Origin of the sequence: Ralstonia pickettii, assembly GCF_001699815.1 — a bacterium.
Classification (GTDB): Bacteria; Pseudomonadota; Gammaproteobacteria; order Burkholderiales; family Burkholderiaceae; genus Ralstonia; species Ralstonia thomasii.
This window is the reverse complement of the sequence record NZ_MCGB01000097.1, coordinates 30,049-48,261: the sequence shown is the minus strand read 5'-3', so window position 1 is coordinate 48,261 and position 18,213 is coordinate 30,049. Positions and strand designations below refer to the sequence as shown.

Sequence of the window (18,213 nt, the reverse complement as noted above, 5' to 3'; positions counted from 1 at the left end):
GTACCTGGAGTGCATCCTTGACTTCTTGAGCCGCACGCTACGATTAAATCAAGTGGTCGCATATCGATCACCGACCTCAAAATCACCGGAGAAAATCAATGACGAACAAACTCTCTCTCCTCGCAATTGCTGCTGCATCGACTCTCGCACTGACCGCATGCGGCGGTGGCGGTGACGGTGGCACGTCCACGACTGGCGGTTCGACCGGCGGCACTACGACTCCGCCGGCACAGACTGTCACCGGCACCCAGACGACACCGCAGTACGGCAGCACGAGCGCACAACTGGCAGCGTTCAACACGCTGAACCAGTACCGTACGCAGTGTGGCTTTCCGGCACTGTCCGAAAACACTGTGCTGGACACTGCCGCCCAAGCACACGCTGCCTACATGAGCACGAATGGCGTAGTTGCGGATAGCGAGACGGCGGGCAAAACTGGCTTCACCGGTGTCACCTATCAGGATCGCGCGGTGGCGGCTGGCTTCCCCAATCAGTACGTCGGCGGCGTGAGCGGGGGCTACTACACCAATGCGACATTGACCGACGCCCAATACGGTCAGCAACACATTATCGGCTGGCTGTCCGGCGTCTACCACATCGCTGCGGGCGTGTGGCCGTCGAGCATTGTTGGCATCGGCGTCTCCAAGACGCTGTTCAACGGTTTCCCCGACGTGCGCGCCTCGATGAGCTTCGATGCGCCTAAGACGATGCCGGGCAACATGCCCTTGACCTTCCCGTGCCAAGGCACCACCGGTGTGGCCTACTCGTCGAACGGTGAAACGCCGGCGCCGCCGAACACCAGCGGTTCGTGGGGCATTCCTGTCGCGGTTGCGGCCAACCCGAGCGACACCGTTGTGCTGACTTCCGGCACGATGACCGACAACGCCTCGCACACGGTGACGTTGCAACTGCTCAACTCGTCAACTGATCCGAACAAGTTGGTCCCCGCGTTCGAAGCCGTCGCCTACCCGACCGCACCGCTGCAACCGAACACGCCGTACACGGTGAACCTGTCCGGTACGATCAACGGCACGCCGTTCACGCGCAGCTTCACATTCACGACCGGCAACGTGGTGGGCTAAACAGTCTAGCCATCAAAAAGAAAGCCCCACAGTCACCGTGGGGCTTTTTCTTTGTGTCGCCGATCTCTCAATAACTTGCCTGCGGTCAGGACAAACGCCATTTTGCTTTAGCCAACACCGCCGCCGCATGCCCACGGGTTGTAGACAAAGAACACTCGCGACAAATATTGTGTAGCCGTCGCTGGGTCCGAAGGCTGGGAGATGTAAGCTGGAGCAATGTAACGAGCATAGTTCGAGTTCATATACGCTACCCCGTTGTAATACATCTGGTCCCAAGTACCAGAGAAAGTCTGCCCTCCCCAATCGGAGTTGCTGGCGTCATACGTTCCGTCTGCGTATCCATTAAAGGGCCCAAGGTTGCCACAGCTGTTGGTTGTATACGTTGCCACCAACACGTGACCTGCAGGCGGCGGCGGGGGCGGAGGTGCCGTCGGCTGACAGTTCAGGCCTACCCAGCTCGATCCATTCCAAGAAGGGCCACTGGCAGCGTAGTAGCCCGAAGGACACGAAGGCGGTGGCTGATAGTTGCAGCCAGGCGCACTCCAATAGGAACCCTTCCAAACGGGACTTGAAGTCGTCGTCCATCCAGCGCCAGACGAACACTGCGGTGCCGGGACTGGGCCCCTTGCGATAGGGCTCGGGCAAGTCGAGTCTTGGTATCCCGGTGAACAAAGCACAGGGTTCGCCATTGCAAGTCTGGATCCCGCCAGAAGCACAATCACCGACAAGACCCTAAGTAGCATCCTCATTTCACGACTCCATTAGTATCCGCAATAGGTCCCAACAGTGGCAGTCGCGCCACCGATGCCGGCATTTGATCCATCCATGATGTAGACAGTCCACGGGCCTGATCCCCACGCTCCATAGTTGACGACCGTCGTCGGATCGACCGCAAAGTTCGCCGGGGTCACAACGATCATCGGGGTTCCGCCCGCCGGACAAGTCGGCCTCGGAATTCCAGAACCATGTTGCGCGGTGTAATACCCGAAGCGCTGCAAGCTCCCGCCAATTGGTTTCCACACGTTGTACAGACAAACTAATTGCTGGCCAGAGCCATCAGCATTGCCTGCCTGTGTTCCGTTTTGGGCACACGCCGTGTTGGGCGAAGCAACGTTACCCAGCCTCTGCGTTCCCGCCGCGACCACATCGCCGGACTGGTCGACCGAGAATATGGACTGTGTCCAAGGGTTGTTGACGATACGGAACGTGCCATTCAAGCTCTCAAGGTAGATCGATGTACCGTTCGATCCTTTCAGGCCTAGCACACCGCCCTCGCCCACCTGCTCCCAAGTGACTACTTTGCCGTTTGCGGTCGTGATCGATGGCACGGCAAGCGAACCACCGGAAAGAGCCTGCAAGCTTTGTGAGCTGATCTGCTGTGCGCCACTGATGTTGTGCAGCGCCCCCCCTTGATCGGTCATACCAAGGTCGGTCTGCATGTTGTTCAGCTCGGGATGGCCAGGAACCTGAACGCGGTACAGATAGCTGTTGTTCGCACTCACGCCTGTGAACGCAAGCAGTGACACCAGGTGACCGCTGCCTGGATTGGTGAAATTGGTCAACGGAAGCTTCCATGCCCCGTATGCGCCGTAAGCATTTGCGGGGGTCATGGTTGCGTCACCATTCTGGCCGGCATAGGGGACGAATCCGCCCTGCGCCCCTGCTTGGGCGGCAATCTGAACAAGCTGGACAGTGTCCGCGATTGCCCTCCCGCCAACCGATTGCACGACCGACTGCAACGTCCCCGCGGTGGGCTGCAGGACCTGAAGTTGCCATGTCTGTCCGAAAACATTCGTGGTCGAAAAGCCGTTCGGCAAGTAACCGCTGCTGATCAGCATTGCGGTGGTGATGGTCACCGGCACGGTAGGCGTTGCAATCGCCGCGATCGATGTCCCGTTGTCTTGAACGTACTGAGCCGCGGCCTTGTTGTAGATCACCTGCTGGCTTGCCGCGGCCGCAGTCTGCACGTTTGTCATGCCCGACGCCTGCCACTGGTAGAACTGCCCCACGCTCAGCAACGACAGGGCGATGGCGATCATGTAACCGAGAATTGCATCCATTGCGCGTCGCCTTCAGGAAGACGTCTGAACCCAATTGAGGAGTGAGCTAACGGGGATGGTCGTGGGTACTGACATGGTGTTTCCGCCCGCCAAACTCACCGCCACACCTGCGGCCCGGATGACGAACCAATTGTTGCCGCCCTGCGCATCGGCGAGTAACTTTCCCGCTGCACCAGGTGCCGCTGGCAGGTACCCGTAGACGTTGCGACCGCTACCATTCGCCGTCGTCATACAAACAGCACCAGCAGGCAGCAACACACCTGCCGGTAGCGTCACGGTCATGTTTGGACTGATTGCGCCACGCTGCGCGATCGCTGTGCTAACACATGCGGTCCCAAACATCGCAGCTTGCTGAGATGACACCACCGAGCGCGTCTCCATCTGGCCTGCGGGGCCGGCACCAGGAACACTGTCGGCGAGCTGGAACGCTTGAATGCCAAGCCCGAACAGCAGCATGACTGCGGCGAGCGGAAGGAGTGCGAATGCCATCGAAACGCTGACTCGCTGGGGCTCAGTGGAACGTCACGACAATCGTTGCGGTCGCGGAGCAAACAGCGCCGGCCTGCGACGTGTCAGGCATGTTGCTGCGTGTAAAACTCTGACCGCCAACCGTCAACAAGTCGTAGCCTGACAGACTCGTCACGGTGGACGTGCATTCGTCAGTTGTTTGCGACCCGCCACCCCCAAAAGAGATCACCCCGCTCGTGCCACTATTTGCCGAACTCAAAGTAATGGGATTGCCCCACTTGTCGAAAATGCCTCCGCTCTTGACCATGGTCGGAGGGAAGGTGCCTCCGTTAATAAGCCCGCCCAGGTTCGCGTTCGAAAAATTGGCAAAGCCGGTATTGCTCTGCGCGAACCCTGCTCGGGCCTTTGTCATGACGTAGCCAATATCCGTCGCCGCGCCACCACTCTTCTGATCCGACTTCGCCTGCCCGCTGTTGCTGAGCGTGTTGCCCACTGCGAGGATTGCCAGCGCGATCGCCACGAGCGCCCCAATGATCCGTTCCATATCACCCTCTCCTAAAGTAAAACCACGTCCAACGATTTACATCTGCCTCATCGACGACGTGAGAGCCGACGAAAGCGCGTTTGAGCCAAACTGCATGACAAACATGGCTGCGTACACAAGAAGACTCAGGGTCAACGCCATGCCACCGCCGATCGCAAGCACCTTTCGCTCGACATAGGCCGCGTTCTCTCGCGCCACGTTCGCCAGCTTTTCCGACGAGTCGGCTTTGCCCATGTACTCGCCGATCTCATCGATCAGATCCACGGAAGGGAAGTCGTGCCCAGTCCGCATCATGGAAGTTGCAAGATCAAAGCCATTGCGTGTGCCGGATGAAATGGCGAGCAGCCGCGACGCCAACCATGGCGATGCCGTGCGCACCTGTGCGGCCAGCGATTCCACTTCAGGGATGCCCGCCCGCTGCAGAGCAAGAAACGACAGCAACCAAGAGAACCCTGCGATCTCCCGATAGAGTGGGAACGGAAAAACCCATCGATCAAAGAACGCCCTCCCACGGCCAGCCCAGTTCGGTAACGCCCATGCGCACCAGAGCGCATAGGTAAGCAGCCCGTACGTCGCCAAAGGCATTGCCGCGCTTTGTGCAAACACGCCCATCAGGTAGAGGACGCGTGCCCATCCGGTCCACTTCTCGGCCGGCAAGATTCCTGCGAACTCGGGCACTACGTCGGCACCGATAAAGCCGAGTACCTTGTAGAGCGCGTAGACATAGACAAGCGCCGGCGCGAAGCCGAGGATCAGCTTCCAAAAGATGCGATCCACCAGTTCGCGCACCTCGATGACGAGCTTCATTGCCTCGGGAAGCTTGCCCGCTCGATCACCAGCGTCGAGCACGGTTCGCTCAAGATTGGTGAGCGACGAGTCCATTGCCGCCGCCAGCGTCTGGCCGTTGCGGACGCCTTGTGTCACGGCATCGATTGCAGCAGCAGCGCGACGTTTTCGCCGTCGTAGCAAGCCGGCCCCGAACCGGGTAAGCACGCGCTCTAGCGTTACGTCGTTCGCCAGATGCGTTGACGCACGTTCATAGAGGCGTTTTCGGAGCTTCCATGGCAGAGGATTGCCCTTCAGCCACTGCAGAGCTTTCTGGAGATTCATACGCCCTCGCGATACGCCTCAATGGGCACGTTCTTCTGCGCGTCGCGCGGATCGATCCTGCCGGCCAACACACGTTCCATGACATTGCCGAGCATGGATTTGTCGGAGCCCTCACGCAGGCGGTGATTTCGACGTGCCAACGACGTCCCCCTGAGGAAGTCTTCCATCAGCTCTTCGGTGCTAAGGACAACCTCTGCAACTGCCTCACGCCCGCGGATTTGCCGGCCGAAGCAGTGCGGACATCCCTTTCCCCGCACATGGACCTGTTCGATGTTTCCCCAGGTTTTGATGCGGTCGAGCAGAATTCCCGGCATTGCGTCGAGATGTTTGGCCAATGGCTCCCGACACTCCGTGCACAGCACGGGAACCATCCGCTGCCCCATGAAACCCGCGATGATTTTGTGGTTGCACATCAACTCCTTGGAAAGCAGCGTGTGGTCGAGCATTTGCAGGCGACCAATCAGTTCGAACGGATCAAGAACGTGGAGCGAGCCGAAGACCAAGTGCCCGGTCTGCGCTGCCTGAACTGCTGCAACACCTTCATTGCCTGTGCGGATCTCGCCGATGTCGATGATGTCCGGGTCCATCCGGAGCATGCGTTCGACGAGGTATGAGGAGTTCTGCCCCGTCGAAAGCAGTTGCACTGCCCATTCACGCGGGTACTCGACCGGATGCTCACGGGTGATCTGCCGCAGCTCGGGCGAAATCTGCCCCTTGTAGCGCAGCATTTCGTAGCCGGTCGTGGTCTTGCCACTTCCCGTCGGCCCCGTCTGAATAAACAGACCATCCGGCATCAGGACGACCTGCTCGAACATCGCGAGCTGCAGCGTCGTGAATCCCATCCGCTCAAAGTCGACTTTGCCGGCCGGCGCCTCCGGTCTCACCAGTCGCAGACGACTCGCCGGCGTCTCGCGTCGCTGAAGTGTGGCCGTGTGCCTGCGCGGTTGCAGGCGATTAACCATGACGCCACCACCGGCCTCGATCGGATAGGCTGGGCCGCGCGTAATGCGAACACTTTCAATATCGGTCTCAGGCAGCTTGTTGCCGCTGATCTGCGCTTCCTGGAACTCGAGCGGATTGAATGTCGGCTCTTTGACGGTTGCGAGGCCGACGCAAGTTGCTCGCACAAAAGCTTCCCCCTGCGCAGCGTTCAGTTCCCACTCGGGCACCGTCCATAGCTCGCCGTCAATGCGCAACTGAAATTCAGCATGGTCTTCTCGCTGCAGAACGTGAAGGTCGGACGCCCCCAGTTCGGCAGCCTCGACGTGCCGCCGGCGCGACATTTCCAGAAACTCAAGGTATGCGTCGCCCGATTGCCCGTCCGACGTGCTTTCGCGCGCTTGCGCCAGCTCCTGCGGGGCAAGAGATTCAACAACCGGCTCCAGACCATGGCGTTTGAGGTCAGCCAACCATGTGAGAAAGGCCGAACCACCTGCATAGCGGCCATCGACCTGAATCTTCTCGCCGACCCCCGCCCACACGACGTGTTGCATCAGCGTGGCAGGAACAGGCGGGAGCCGCATTGGCTCGACATGCGCGTCAACGCGCGAGAATGCCCTGAACCGCTCAACCAAAGCCACCATGTCAGCTCCCCACCTTGAGGGCAGCAGTCGCCCCAGGAAAACGGTTAACGTAGAGCGTCCCTTTCGCATGCCACTGGCCATCTCGCAGGTCGACGCTGACCTCGGTCAGCCGCAAACCTGGGACTTGATCGAATGCAGAAGCACCGCTGAACCATGGAGCCATCGCAAGCGTGAAATCGGCCGCATTCCCAATCCACGGGGCCGGTTCAGGTGCATCGGGGCCATTCGCGCCAGGAAGCGCGGCGGGCTGCGTCGCCGCCAGCTTCAACTGGAAAGCTTTGCGGTGCGACACGCTCCAAACGATGCGCTTCGCAACCTCAAAATCATCAATACCTGTTGGTTGGATCGTGAACGTATAGGGCTTAACTTCCGTCGAGCGAGAGTGGTTTCCATCGTCGAGGAGCGTGCCGGGCGCGTCCTCAGCCACACCCCCGTCGCGCTCCCATTGAGCGGCAACGTTGACCGTGACGGGACTACCGAACTGGCAGCTCCAGCCGGTCAGCAACCAACCTTTCGTGGCGAGTGCCCTGCCGTGCCAAGCCGAACGACATGCGTCGACAACAGCAGACGGCACAGGTTGAAGTGTCCATGGCGGAATTTGTTGCTTGGCTTGCTTTGCCGCGTGCATCGCCTGTGCAGCACGTTGTCGCGCGAGATCCGCAGCGCGCTGTGCCTCAGCCTGCCGTTGCTGATACCACCACGTGCCGACGCCGGCCAATGCCGCCACTGTCAGCACCCCGGCCACCGGTAGCACGTAGCGTCGCGGCCCCGGCTCCAGATCGGTCAGCCCCTTCACCGATCGCGAAGTGCGAACGATGTCTGCGAGTTCGGCTTCGGTCCCGCGGACTACGTTCCAGTCACCGGACGCTTTGTGCAACGCATGGAGTTGCTCCAATTCTTCGAGCGTGCCAGTCCGGTCCCCGTCCGGTAAAACCTCCTGGCCGTCGCGCACCGCGATGTACCAATACAGGTCAGCGCTGATCCGATAGAAGCCGCACCAAGGCTGAGGATGTGAGTCAGCGACAAGGGCTGCAAGCGGCTTGGTTCGCCAGTTGGAGGCAGCGCCCTCGAGGCCCGCACAAAAGCCGGCCTGTACGTGCCCTGTGCGCGTCTGATGGACGACACTCCACCGTGCTTGCAGATCACGAGCCTTCTTGCGCAGTGCCGCGCGGCTTGGCCTGGCATCCTCATGCCGCCAAGTCAGGCCGACGGCATAGGTGCCCTTGATCCCTGGAAGGTTGAGGACTTGAGCCATGTCACACCGCGAGCTTCAGAACTTGCTTGCCGCGACCCACTCTGACTTGTTTCGCATCGACGCCGATGACTTGCCAGCCATCGCCGAGCTGAGTGCCAGCCACTGCATCCGAAATCGTGATGCCGTTGATTTCGATGAGAGCCGAGTAGACGCCGTCAGCTCCCCCGATGTGAACCAGACGCGGTTTCCCATGTTTGGCCGCAGGTAGCGGAATCGGTGGCTTCGTAACGTTGCCGGGAACGACCAGCGACGGAACAACTCCCGGTTCCCCTGCCTGCCCAGGCGTCACGCTCGTTGCAGCCTGCATCGCGCGCGACTCCGAGCTTTTGATGTCCGCCTGGTACTTCGCAATTTCAGCCTTGACCTTCAGGACTGCCGCTTGCCGTTGCAGGATGCTGAGTTCGTCGGCCTCAGCACCTGCCTGAGCGGCTTCGGTCTTCGGCGAAGGCGCAGCCGCAACAGGAATCGACGCCTGGGGTGATGGAGCAGCCTGGGTTGGCCGTACAGACGTTTCTGCAACTTGCGCGGTACGAGCCGCAGGTGTTGTCGTTGGCGGAGTTGTTGTTGCCGAAGGCTGCGCATCACGAATGGATTGAGCGGCCTGCATCGCCTTCTCCATGCGAGGCGCCGAGGCACCCTGCGCAATTGCAAATCCTGCACCGGCGCTCAGCGCAAGTCCAACCGCTGCAGACAAGAAATGTCGATTCATCATGAACCCCAGGTATCAAAGAAGCCGTGCGGTGATAACGACGGCAATCATCGTTTCGCGCTTTGCGGCATCCACCCCACCGCCCGTCACTGGGACGTAGGGCGAGCCAACGCCGTTGTTCGTGGTACTGGTCGTTTGATCGCGCAAGCCGGTAAGTACCAGCGACTCGCCCGGCTTCAGGCCGACGGTCTGCTGGAAACGTGCCAGTGGCTTGGTTCGCAGCTGCACCTTGGACAAGGAGGCCCCGCTGCCCTGGGTCTGTTCTTGTAGCGGGTTCAGATTCGACAGGGTCATGTCGAACATGATCAAGATGCGGCCGTTGACAACCTTTGGCGTGAACGTGCTTGTGAAGCCGGAGATGTCAGGGGCGGTTTGCATGGAAGACGTGGAACCCACGTTCGACGCCAACGTGGTCTGCGAGCTCGGGATGTAGTCCTGCAAAGTTGCAGACTGCATTGCCATGACCTTGCCGTTTTGGGTAACTCCCGAACGCGACACAACCTGCGTAACGTTGCCCAGCGTCGACAGCGCTTGCACTGCCACCTTGGTACCGTCCAGCTTGCCGCCGACAATCGTCGCGCCGACGGACATGGGTGTCGCGTTGCTCGACACCGTTGGCGGCGCCACCCCGGTGAACGTGGCACCGGTGTGCCCATTTCCGCTCTTGTACCCGAGCGAGAGATTCAAGCCGTAGTTGTCCTCTTGATTGAGCCGGACTTCGTAGATGCGCACGTCGATGGCGACCTGCTTACCGAACATGGCATCAAGAGTACGGACCCAGTCCTCAACACGATCACACTGTGGCGGCGTCCCGGTGACAGTGACAGTCCCCAGATTCGGGTCGGCGATGACCTCCGCACCATTCCCCGCAATTTGCTTGGCGATCTCCTCCAAGCGTTTCCACGGTTTCACTTCCAACGACTGGCTGGCTGTTTGTCCGCCGGTGCCCGAACCGCTTGAACCGCCAGATGTGGAGCTAGTGGTAGAAGCCGACGTGCCGCCCGAGCTGGAAGACAGGTTGCCGTCACTGGAGATCGTCCCGCTCATGGAAGCGAAGGCTCCCATGTCAGGCAACGTGAAGTTCCGGGTCTCGACTCGGAAGAACGTGAGGGTGCCGTCGCGAAAGCGCGAGTAGACGTTGTAGCGCTGCTCGTTCGTCCGCATAAAACCCTTGAAATCGCCAACGTAGTGCAGCGGTGACTGCGTCGGCATCGCTGCGGCCCCAGACTGCATGCCACCTGGGGCGGCCAACGTTGCGTTGGGCGCGCCTGCAAGACTCGTGGCGAGCCCTGCGGGTAGTTGCGGCCCCTTGACTGCGCCGGTTGCGCCGGTGGTCACAATGGACTGCGCCGAGGGGAACGGTGCATTCACCGAGGGATCGATGACCACCCGTACGTTGTAAGTGCGAGCAATCCAGTCGGCAACGTCGGCAAGCGTACTGATGCGGTCCCGTGCGTCGTTGTACGACACGGGCTTGTTGAAGAGTTCCGGTTGCGGCTTGGTCGCCTTGACCTTCTCGCCAAGAAGCCATGCCCCCTCATGGATCTGGAAGACCGGGCGGCTGCTCGGGGCAGCGTCGAGCTGCGCGCGCGTGTCGCGCATCGCGTCTTTCTGGATGCCGCGCACCTCCGCGATACCGCATCCCGACAGACTCAAGACCGTTGCCACAGCACCGGCGATCAGCTTCGGTTGATAGAAGATCCTCATTGCTCAGCTGCTCCGTTCTGGGTGATAACGATCGTGTGGTTGCCGCGCCAGCTGTCGCCGAGCACGTCTGTTCCGTTGGCTGCCAAGTCTTCCGTGACGCGCTTCACAGCAGATTCAAAGTCATCGCCATAGGATTTATTGCCCGGCACTACCCATGCGTCCTGCACCCTCCACAAGACCTTCCAACCCGCGCGCCTCGCCCACTCAAGCAATTGCTGCTCTACTGACTCGTCGGCGATGAGTTCGAACGGCCTATTTGAGGGAACGGACGTGACTGACACTGCTGGTTCAGGTGAGGTACTCGCCAACGCGGAAGCCGCGGCGACGAGCGTGTTGGGATCGGAGGCTCCGTTGCGATTGGCTTGGCCAGCGACGCTTGCTTTGCGAACACTGCTGCCAAGCGGCTGCCAACCATCGCCGTCAACGCTCTGGGTACGGGTCCCCGCGTGGACGGAGGAAACGAAGGTGCATGCAGCCATCGCGATGACGGCCATGCGCTTGTGGGAAAGAAGGCTTCTCATAACGGTCTCGCAATGTGTCAATGACTGGCACCAGCGCGCTGCAATGCCTGCCAGCGCGCGTAGATTTGGTTGGCGTAGCGCAACTGCTTGTCCGGTGAAGTGGCGTTGTATGCGCCGACGGCTTTCCAGTTCGGCCCCAGGCGCGCGATGTTCGAGCTCAGAATCCACGCCCCGACGTAGGCGTTAACACAGGGATTCCACAAGTGCTCAGGGGCAATGCCCACACGCGCCAGCGTCGGAAACCAGGAGGAGTTGATCTGCATGAGGCCAACGTCAACACTGCCGTTAGAGTTGCGATTGACAGCAAGCGGCCGCATGCCGGACTCGTGCCACGCGATGGCGCGAACGAGCGTCGGATCGAGCCGGTAGTAATTGGCCGCGTCGTCGAGACAATCCGCCCGCGCTAAACTGGCAAGAGCCAGCAGAAGTGCGAAAAAAGCGAACAGCCTTTTCGCACCGCTCACGTCTCGCACTCGGAGTCGTGATCCGCTCATTCCACCCTCGCCTTGCGCTCGTAGAAGCGCACTTCAGGGACACGTTCCACGATCACTGAGCGGCCGTCGGCCACCACAGTCAAGCGCTCAGCGATTCCGTTGAACTTGAAGTAGCGGTCCTTCAGTTCGCCCGAGCCCTCGCCGTTGTCGTTGCGTGCGCTCACATTGGCCTTTGAAGTTCGGAATACGAGGTAGGTCGCGTTGTCCTTCTCGAAGACCGATTCGAGGCCCGCTGCGTTGTCGGCCGCGAAGTCATAGCGAATCTCAGCAGCTCGCCGAACTTCGACAGCCTTACCCGCGGCAGAGACGGTGAAACGATCCACGGTATCGAACGCGACCACGCGATCACCGTCCAGCCACGTCAGGCCCTGCTTGCTGCCCTCGCTGTTCCTGATCTGGAGACCCTCAGGCTTCGTCGCAAAGCGAATTTGAATCGTCCCGGCCTTTGTGTCGCGGATGGCCTGCGCGTCAAACGCCTCGGCCAATAGCGAGCTGGCCACGCCACCGTCACCACTGCCTTGATCGTTTGGGACCGTTGCTGGCGCACCTGTGTTGCCGACATTCGCGCCGTTGCTGGCATCGGACGAAGCCACCGCGACGCCCACGGCGATCGACTTGGGCGGCTCAACACGCAGCGCGATGTTGCGACGGCCGAAGTCGACCTCCGCGTAGAGACCCTTCTGGTCCAGCAACCGCCCGAGCGCCTGAAGCCAGTTCTCGGCATCCCGCGTGACGAACGTCGTCTCCTCCGTCAGCGCAATGGTCTTTTGGGCGGTCCCCGTCCAACCGCTGGGAGCTATCGCCTTGACGATTTGCGCCAGCGGCTGCGTGACGCTCCCGGGACGCACGAGTTGCAGATTGCCGTGCTCGCCGACCATCGCGATGCGGCCGGAGAAGCCAGTGAACCCATGGGGCAAGTCCCCCGACGGATTCGCCGGCTCGCGCGTGATCGCGTTGGAGCGTTTCCAGCGCGCCGTCACCATTTGCCCGTTCGCAGTGAAGTGCAGAACGTCGGGGACACCATCAACCATGATGTACGGACCGGATGATTGCCCGTTGTCGGCCACGATGGTCTGCCCGGCACGCGGCTGAATGTACGTGCTCGACCCGTCGTTGAAGATCATCGCGGGGCGAGCCGTGGATGGCGCCACCACCTGGTAATCGAAATCCAGCGGATCGGTGTCTGCGGCGAAGGCCTGCACGGACAGAACGGGCAGCAGCAAAGCGAGGTGTCGGAACTTCGTCATGGGCTATTGGCGGAGTCCAGCCGCTTCAGGTGGTTCAGGAATCGGGCGAAGTAGGGCCCTCCACGCGCGGGGTCAGCGCTGTGATACCAAGCGACCGCCTTCATCGGAGAGCCGCTGCGTTGCCGGTTTTCGAGCAGGATGGTTTCCGCGACACGGATGTTCGATGCAGGCGACAGGGCATCCCAGGGCGATGCGAAGCGCTGGCCGTGGTAGCACCAGTTCACCTGCATGATTCCGACATCGAAATCGCACCGCTTCGCCTCGATCAGGCGGCGGATGGCACCATAGGCATCGTCTCGGGTGGCGAAGTAGTAGCCACGCCCCGCGACGTTCAACGTCCACGGCCATGGTCGCCCCTGATACGACGATTCGTTCAGCGCAATGCCGGCCAGGATGGTCGGATCGACGCGATCACTGAATTCCGCAAAGGGGGCGGCTTTCGGTGCGCAGGCCCAACCGCCCTTGCGCTCGACGATGGCGGCTTGACCCGCGTCATCCAACGAGGCGGGACGCAGCCACCCGGCACCGGCAACAACGCTGACAAGCGTCTCGGCATGAGTCACTCCGTCGGGCTGTCGCGCGGACCCGATCTGGAACTCCTGGCCGACCAAACGCTGAGCCCAGGTTTCGAAGGCGCCCAGGCCGCAGTACAAGACCGGCTTGCCCGGAAGCGTCTGCAGCCGAACCTGTCCACCGTCGCGCACGACGTAGGCCGTCGGTGAAATCACCGCATCGACCACCACGGCGTGCGCGGACACACAGGCCGCCATCAGGAGAAGCCCAATCGCCCTATTCACGGTACGGCTCCAGGACGATGTCTTGCTTGACCTGTACCAACAGCTTCTGGGCAGGTTCCGTGGTGATGGTCGGCCGAATGTTCTGGTTGCGGTTCAGGATGGTCTGCGCCGTCTGTGTGGCGACCTGGCCCGCCGCGTTGCCGTAAGTAGTCAGGCCGTTCGAATTGGAGGTCGTCGCCGTCTGCTGATTGTTGAAGCGTTGCTCCAGCACGGCGATGACAACCGCGCCATAGAAGATCTTGAAGAAATGGTTGTTGACGTCCCCGCTCACACCGGAATAGCCATTGGTGTCGGCACCCTGCATCGAGCCGAGAGGAACCCACTTCTTATTGGGGAGCTGCAGACGGGTGAACGCCACGAGAAGGCGCTCCTGCCCGATGCTGATGTCGCTGCTGTAAGTCCCAACCAGCATCGAACCTGCCGGAATCGCGAGGCAGGTGCCATCCACCGTGTCCCATACGTTCTGCGACACCATCGCGCGAAACTCGCCCGGCTTATCCGAGTTGTTGCCGCCGACAAACGTCGCTGGAATCACAAAGCCCTGGGATACGGTGCAACTCGGCAAACGGCCCGCAATACCTGTGCGCTCGTACTTCGTTGCTGCTGTCTGTTTCAGAAACTGTTGATCGCTGTTGACGGGCGCAGCATCAGCAGGCGGTGCGCCGGTTGCGTTGGCAGCCGCTGCGGCAGCCTGCTGCATCGCCCGCATGGACGCAGGGTCCAGCGTACCTTGAAGGTCGACTTTCGGGCGTGCGTTGTCACGCACCTTGTTCATGCCTGCCTTGTAGAGCGGCGCAGTAAAGATGCTGTCCTCTTCATTCTTCTTCCCCATCACCTCGGTGCCCTGACGGCCCGTCGTGAAGTCTTTCGCCGACATGACCGGTGCGCGCTGACCGGAGTCGGCTCTTACCGCAGAGGCCTCTTGGCGGGACGCCTCATCCTTGGCGGCCTGCTGCTGGGCACGGATCTGCTGGCCGAGGTTCTGCGACGCCTCACCCGCCGTCGCCCGCGATTTCATCTTCTCCGCGCGCTGCTCCTCCGACGCCTCTTTCACTTCGGCGTCGGTTTTGCTCTGGTAGTAGAAGGCAAGCGTGCCGATCAGCACCGCAGCAATGCCTGCTGCGACGTAGATAATCCCTTTGGGGATCTTCCCCTTGGAGACTCGCTCGCGAGCGTCGGTCACGTCCTCAACCTGCTTAGCCACGGCCGATCCTTTAGAAGAGACCCAAGAAGCGACCGCGGCCGCGGCGCACGATCACCTCCGTGCTACCCGACCGAAGCGCCACGGTCTCTGCCAGGCGCTGCAGCACGAGGTAGTCGCCTCGGCGAATGAAGTTCGCTACGACGAAATCACTTCCGTCCTTCACCAGCGCGACGGGCCACTCGCTGGCAGTCGCGGGCATGCGCATCCAGATGAGCTTGCCGTCATCAAAGACAGCGTCGGGCTTGAAGTCCGCGCTTCCCGACGTCGAATAGTCGAAGTTGAGCTTGTCCGGCGAAACGCCGACGGTGTTCGCCGGACGCTCTCCCTGCTCGCGTGCCTCGCCATCTGCCCGCGCCTTGATCTTGGCCATCACGGTCTCAGGGATGCGGAAGCGAACCTTCTGGTAGAAGATCCCGCCCAGGGGGGACGACACCAGCGTGAACTCGTAGGAGCGCTTGTTTGTGGTCACCGACAGGGTGTTGACCAGACCGGCAGCGTGCGGCTTGAGATAGAGATGATTGCCGTTGTCCGTTGACGATTCCCAGCGCACGCTGTCACCCCACGCCGGCTCCGACACGATCTGCTCATCGTCCGGGAACTCAATGGTGGTTCCCTTCAGTGGCGCGGTCAGGACGCGATAAATCTGATCCTTGCTGTACGTAAAGACGACGAGGCGGGAATCGCCCGGCATAGCCAGCGGTTCCGCTCCACCGTTGAACGGATTCATGGGGTTCATGGCATCCGCCATTGATCCCAAGTTCAGCGGGGGGATAACAGGTTCGGCGCGCTTCGCGGGGCGCTCGGCAGCAGCCCACGCGCCTCCGACAACAGCCAGCGCGAGACAAGCGCATGCGAGCGCCGAGGAAGTTGTGCGCAATAGGGACATGGTCATGCCGGGGTCTTCTGGAGGGTGAAGAAGACTGGGTAGATCCCGAACGGATTCGGACCCAGCGCCTCCGCATCACTTTGGGGAGGCTTGATTTCGTAGCGGAACGTGATCGCGTACCGCATGCGCTTGGGCTTCTGGCCTTCTTCGTTCGTCGTCGCGATGAATTCGACGGCGACGGTGTTGTCAGGCAGCGGCGCGATGTTCTTGATTTCGGGTTCGCGGGTGAGCGTCGGGCTGGACGTCACGGCCCGGAACGGTGCGTCCTCGTCAAACCATTGATCGAACTGCTTGCGTGCAGTCCCAACCATCTGCTCCTTCGCGGACTTGATGCTCTTGTACATCCGCGCATCCTCGACCACCGGCGTCAGCATCGGTTCGATCGTGAACCAGCGCGTGATGAGGTCCTTGAACCCGACCGTCAGGTCACGTCCTTTCGGCTCGTAGGGCTGCAGCACTCTGACCAGGGGCTGGCCGTTGGCGTCGGAGCTGACGCCATAGGACTTCACCACGGAAGGTGCCGGCTCGCGCGTCGCCACGGCAACCAGGGCCGTCAAGCTCGCAATCAAGAAGGCGATCTTCCAATGGTTGCGGTCGACCTTGACCGCGGTCGTTTGATCGAAGACGGCCTGGGCAATGCTTTTCTCCGCATACATGCCGGGATGCGGTGAAAGCACCTTCGCTTGTTCGGATTTCTTGCTTTTGAAAAGACCCATTCCGGCACCCAATTAGATGCCGACAATTGAATCAGGAATGAATGCGGACGCTTGATTCAAAAGCCCCGCGATATTTGCGAGCTTTTCACCGATGTCATGTCAGTCGGTGAGCCACCTGACTAGCGCGTTCACGGAGTGAAGTTTGGGTGCCAAAAAGCGCGCGTTGGTTTACCGCGTTCGGGATAAATCCCCGGAAAGCGCCCATCCGCATAGAGGCTTTCCGCACTTTGGTCCATCGCGGGTATCCGCCCCGGATTGTCGTTCTACGTCCTGCGCGACAAGCAAGACGGTCTTAGCGCAGTTGAGCACCCCAGCTCTTCGAGCCTTGCATCGTCGCCAATGCATTCATTCCGCGAAAGCTGAAAAAAATGACCCCGCTTTCGCCGCGAGGGCCTGATCCGTTTTCCAAAAGAATAGCGCCATGACCGCGAATCATGACCCCTATTCCAATCAGCTCACGCCGCTCGAAGAAAGCGCCGTGAAGATGTTCTTTGAATCGCTCAAGCCGATTCAACCGGTGCTTGAAGAGGCGACCGTGGCCGAAGTCATGATCAATCACCACAACAGCGTGTGGGTTGAACGCAAGGGCCGATTGGAGCGTCTCGATCTCATGCTGGAGCCCAAGAAGCTTGAAGGCGCAATCCGCGCGCTGGCTTCGTCGGTTGAGAAATCGGCGGTCAAAGGCACCGATCAAGGGATCATCAACGCCGGCCATAAGGGGCTGCGGATCGCCGCAGTCATGCGCCCGACCGCAATCGACGGGCACGCCCTCAGCATTCGCCGTCACCGTGAAAAGAACCTGACGCTCTCCGACTACACGGCGATGGGCGCGTTCTCTTCTTCCGTCGCGCGCAACCCTGACGACGATCAGATCATCTTCCCGCCCGACGTCTCCGACGACGGGCTCGCGCACGCGCTGTCGACCATGGTGCGGCAGCGCAAGAACGTGCTCGTCGCCGGTGGCACATCGTCCGGCAAAACCACCTTTCTCAACGCGCTCGTTGGCGAGATTCCACACGAAGAGCGAATCATCTCCATCGAGGACACCCAGGAACTGAAGCTAAGCGTCCCGAACTGCGTTCGTCTTCTTTCGAATCCCGACAAGAAGGTCACGACCCAGCAATTGGTCGCGCTGAGCCTGCGTTTTCGTCCCGACCGTGTGCTGGTTGGCGAGGTGCGTGGCGGCGAGGCCTTCGACTTCATTCAAGCCCTCAATACCGGCCACGACGGCGGGATGGGCTCCCTGCACGCCAACAACGGCCGCACTGCGCTCTCCCGCCTGGAGAGCCTCGCCATGCTCGGCATCCCGCTCGGCTCGCGATGGGATCTGAGCGACATGCGCAAGCTCATCGCCGACTGCTTCCACTACGTCGTGCACATGCGGCGCACGGGCGAGATGCGGCACGTCTCCGAGATTCTGGAGATCCAGGGCTACGCAAACAACGACTACGTCATCAAACGTGTTTTCTAAGGGGGTTTCATCATGATCCAAGCAGTCCAGCGCCTGCTCAAACGCGCAACCACCTGGCGCGGCACGGTGGCACAAGCCGTTGCCATCACCACCCTGCTCTATGGGGCGGAGGCCCGCGCCGACGAATTGGCCTCTCTGTCCGGTTTCGTTTGCATGATCGCGAACTTCGTCAAGAGCGGCTACCTGCTCGCGGGCGGCGTGATTGTGATCGTGATCGGTGCAATCGCCATCGCGCAGTCCGAATCCACCATCGTCAAATTCGTCTCGACGATTGGTATCGGTATCGGCATTGCAGCGGCTTGTATCCCGCTGCTGCAGAAGTTCGGCATCTCCGCCACGTACTGCACGTTCGTCTAACC

General features: G+C 60.8%; 19 protein-coding genes. 3 read left to right on the top strand and 16 right to left on the bottom strand.

Annotated features, from left to right (window positions below; genetic code table 11):
* Nucleotides 1–98: 98 nt before the first annotated feature.
* Complete coding sequence (locus BEK68_RS21040) at nt 99–1,082, top strand: CAP domain-containing protein (RefSeq protein ID WP_012435642.1); 984 nt, start codon at nt 99–101, stop codon at nt 1,080–1,082.
* A gap of 761 nt (nt 1,083–1,843) precedes the next feature.
* Here the strand turns inward: BEK68_RS21040 and pilV are convergent.
* The 16 genes from pilV to BEK68_RS26285 all read right to left on the bottom strand — a co-directional run bounded on the left by pilV (nt 1,844) and on the right by BEK68_RS26285 (nt 16,942).
* Nucleotides 1,844–3,142: a shufflon system plasmid conjugative transfer pilus tip adhesin PilV gene (gene pilV / locus BEK68_RS21030; RefSeq protein ID WP_012435640.1), complete on the bottom strand. Its 1,299-nt coding sequence runs from the start codon at nt 3,140–3,142 to the stop codon at nt 1,844–1,846.
* Between the two features lie 12 nt (nt 3,143–3,154).
* On the bottom strand, nt 3,155–3,631 hold the full coding sequence (locus BEK68_RS21025; protein ID WP_012435639.1) for a hypothetical protein: 477 nt from the start codon (nt 3,629–3,631) through the stop codon (nt 3,155–3,157).
* Between the two features lie 22 nt (nt 3,632–3,653).
* Nucleotides 3,654–4,154: a type 4 pilus major pilin gene (locus BEK68_RS21020; RefSeq protein WP_012755741.1), complete on the bottom strand. Its 501-nt coding sequence runs from the start codon at nt 4,152–4,154 to the stop codon at nt 3,654–3,656.
* Nucleotides 4,155–4,190: 36 nt separating this feature from the next.
* Nucleotides 4,191–5,264 carry a type II secretion system F family protein gene (locus BEK68_RS21015; RefSeq protein ID WP_012435637.1) on the bottom strand — a complete coding sequence of 358 codons (1,074 nt, stop codon included), beginning with the start codon at nt 5,262–5,264 and terminating at the stop codon, nt 4,191–4,193.
* Entirely contained in the window at nt 5,261–6,847 is a 1,587-nt protein-coding gene (locus BEK68_RS21010; RefSeq protein WP_012435636.1) for an ATPase, T2SS/T4P/T4SS family, read from the bottom strand. Before BEK68_RS21010 ends, BEK68_RS21015 begins: the two co-directional genes overlap by 4 nt.
* 1 nt (nt 6,848) lies before the next feature.
* Nucleotides 6,849–8,102, bottom strand: a complete 1,254-nt coding sequence (gene pilO2 / locus BEK68_RS21005) for a type 4b pilus protein PilO2 (protein ID WP_012435635.1) — start codon at nt 8,100–8,102, stop codon at nt 6,849–6,851.
* A gap of 1 nt (nt 8,103) precedes the next feature.
* Nucleotides 8,104–8,721: a type IV pilus biogenesis protein PilP gene (pilP, locus tag BEK68_RS21000; RefSeq protein WP_225694717.1), complete on the bottom strand. Its 618-nt coding sequence runs from the start codon at nt 8,719–8,721 to the stop codon at nt 8,104–8,106.
* A 105-nt stretch (nt 8,722–8,826) separates the two neighbouring features.
* Nucleotides 8,827–10,518, bottom strand: coding sequence for a type II secretion system protein GspD (locus BEK68_RS20995; protein ID WP_012435633.1), 1,692 nt, complete (start codon nt 10,516–10,518; stop codon nt 8,827–8,829).
* Complete coding sequence (locus tag BEK68_RS20990) at nt 10,515–11,039, bottom strand: toxin co-regulated pilus biosynthesis Q family protein (protein WP_012435632.1); 525 nt, start codon at nt 11,037–11,039, stop codon at nt 10,515–10,517. Before BEK68_RS20990 ends, BEK68_RS20995 begins: the two co-directional genes overlap by 4 nt.
* Nucleotides 11,040–11,056: 17 nt before the next feature.
* Nucleotides 11,057–11,533, bottom strand: coding sequence for a lytic transglycosylase domain-containing protein (locus tag BEK68_RS20985; protein ID WP_012435631.1), 477 nt, complete (start codon nt 11,531–11,533; stop codon nt 11,057–11,059).
* Nucleotides 11,530–12,780: a hypothetical protein gene (locus BEK68_RS20980; RefSeq protein WP_012435630.1), complete on the bottom strand. Its 1,251-nt coding sequence runs from the start codon at nt 12,778–12,780 to the stop codon at nt 11,530–11,532. The genes BEK68_RS20985 and BEK68_RS20980 overlap by 4 nt, the downstream gene beginning before the upstream one ends.
* On the bottom strand, nt 12,777–13,550 hold the full coding sequence (locus BEK68_RS20975) for a lytic transglycosylase (RefSeq protein WP_012435629.1): 774 nt from the start codon (nt 13,548–13,550) through the stop codon (nt 12,777–12,779). Before BEK68_RS20975 ends, BEK68_RS20980 begins: the two co-directional genes overlap by 4 nt.
* 19 nt (nt 13,551–13,569) lie before the next feature.
* On the bottom strand, nt 13,570–14,781 hold the full coding sequence (locus BEK68_RS20970) for a TrbI/VirB10 family protein (RefSeq protein ID WP_012435628.1): 1,212 nt from the start codon (nt 14,779–14,781) through the stop codon (nt 13,570–13,572).
* Between the two features lie 10 nt (nt 14,782–14,791).
* Nucleotides 14,792–15,673 carry a TrbG/VirB9 family P-type conjugative transfer protein gene (locus tag BEK68_RS20965; protein ID WP_012435627.1) on the bottom strand — a complete coding sequence of 294 codons (882 nt, stop codon included), beginning with the start codon at nt 15,671–15,673 and terminating at the stop codon, nt 14,792–14,794.
* A complete protein-coding gene (locus tag BEK68_RS20960) occupies nt 15,670–16,383 on the bottom strand; it encodes a type IV secretion system protein (RefSeq protein WP_012435626.1) in 714 nt (237 codons plus the stop codon). The genes BEK68_RS20965 and BEK68_RS20960 overlap by 4 nt, the downstream gene beginning before the upstream one ends.
* A gap of 292 nt (nt 16,384–16,675) precedes the next feature.
* Nucleotides 16,676–16,942 (bottom strand): hypothetical protein, encoded by a 267-nt coding sequence (locus BEK68_RS26285; protein ID WP_235202027.1) that lies wholly within the window; start codon nt 16,940–16,942, stop codon nt 16,676–16,678.
* On the opposite strand from BEK68_RS26285, the gene BEK68_RS20955 reads away from it, so the two are divergent.
* The gene (locus BEK68_RS20955) at nt 16,868–17,854 is read left to right on the top strand and encodes a CpaF family protein (RefSeq protein WP_235202026.1); all 987 of its coding nucleotides are present in this window, start codon (nt 16,868–16,870) and stop codon (nt 17,852–17,854) included. The two genes, BEK68_RS26285 and BEK68_RS20955, sit on opposite strands and share 75 nt — an antisense overlap.
* Nucleotides 17,855–17,866: 12 nt before the next feature.
* The gene (locus BEK68_RS20950) at nt 17,867–18,211 is read left to right on the top strand and encodes a hypothetical protein (RefSeq protein WP_012435624.1); all 345 of its coding nucleotides are present in this window, start codon (nt 17,867–17,869) and stop codon (nt 18,209–18,211) included.
* Nucleotides 18,212–18,213: the final 2 nt, after the last annotated feature.

What these genes read in the sequence shown, in the direction of transcription:
- BEK68_RS21040 (WP_012435642.1), top strand. Translation starts at nt 99, where the DNA reads ATGACGAACAAACTCTCTCTCCTCGCAATTGCTGCTGCATCGACTCTC.
- pilV (WP_012435640.1), bottom strand. Translation starts at nt 3,142, where the DNA reads ATGGATGCAATTCTCGGTTACATGATCGCCATCGCCCTGTCGTTGCTG.
- BEK68_RS21025 (WP_012435639.1), bottom strand. Translation starts at nt 3,631, where the DNA reads ATGGCATTCGCACTCCTTCCGCTCGCCGCAGTCATGCTGCTGTTCGGG.
- BEK68_RS21020 (WP_012755741.1), bottom strand. Translation starts at nt 4,154, where the DNA reads ATGGAACGGATCATTGGGGCGCTCGTGGCGATCGCGCTGGCAATCCTC.
- BEK68_RS21015 (WP_012435637.1), bottom strand. Translation starts at nt 5,264, where the DNA reads ATGAATCTCCAGAAAGCTCTGCAGTGGCTGAAGGGCAATCCTCTGCCA.
- BEK68_RS21010 (WP_012435636.1), bottom strand. Translation starts at nt 6,847, where the DNA reads ATGGTGGCTTTGGTTGAGCGGTTCAGGGCATTCTCGCGCGTTGACGCG.
- pilO2 (WP_012435635.1), bottom strand. Translation starts at nt 8,102, where the DNA reads ATGGCTCAAGTCCTCAACCTTCCAGGGATCAAGGGCACCTATGCCGTC.
- pilP (WP_225694717.1), bottom strand. Translation starts at nt 8,721, where the DNA reads ATGGAGAAGGCGATGCAGGCCGCTCAATCCATTCGTGATGCGCAGCCT.
- BEK68_RS20995 (WP_012435633.1), bottom strand. Translation starts at nt 10,518, where the DNA reads ATGAGGATCTTCTATCAACCGAAGCTGATCGCCGGTGCTGTGGCAACG.
- BEK68_RS20990 (WP_012435632.1), bottom strand. Translation starts at nt 11,039, where the DNA reads ATGAGAAGCCTTCTTTCCCACAAGCGCATGGCCGTCATCGCGATGGCT.
- BEK68_RS20985 (WP_012435631.1), bottom strand. Translation starts at nt 11,533, where the DNA reads ATGAGCGGATCACGACTCCGAGTGCGAGACGTGAGCGGTGCGAAAAGG.
- BEK68_RS20980 (WP_012435630.1), bottom strand. Translation starts at nt 12,780, where the DNA reads ATGACGAAGTTCCGACACCTCGCTTTGCTGCTGCCCGTTCTGTCCGTG.
- BEK68_RS20975 (WP_012435629.1), bottom strand. Translation starts at nt 13,550, where the DNA reads ATGGCGGCCTGTGTGTCCGCGCACGCCGTGGTGGTCGATGCGGTGATT.
- BEK68_RS20965 (WP_012435627.1), bottom strand. Translation starts at nt 15,673, where the DNA reads ATGACCATGTCCCTATTGCGCACAACTTCCTCGGCGCTCGCATGCGCT.
- BEK68_RS20960 (WP_012435626.1), bottom strand. Translation starts at nt 16,383, where the DNA reads ATGGGTCTTTTCAAAAGCAAGAAATCCGAACAAGCGAAGGTGCTTTCA.
- BEK68_RS20955 (WP_235202026.1), top strand. Translation starts at nt 16,868, where the DNA reads ATGTTCTTTGAATCGCTCAAGCCGATTCAACCGGTGCTTGAAGAGGCG.
- BEK68_RS20950 (WP_012435624.1), top strand. Translation starts at nt 17,867, where the DNA reads ATGATCCAAGCAGTCCAGCGCCTGCTCAAACGCGCAACCACCTGGCGC.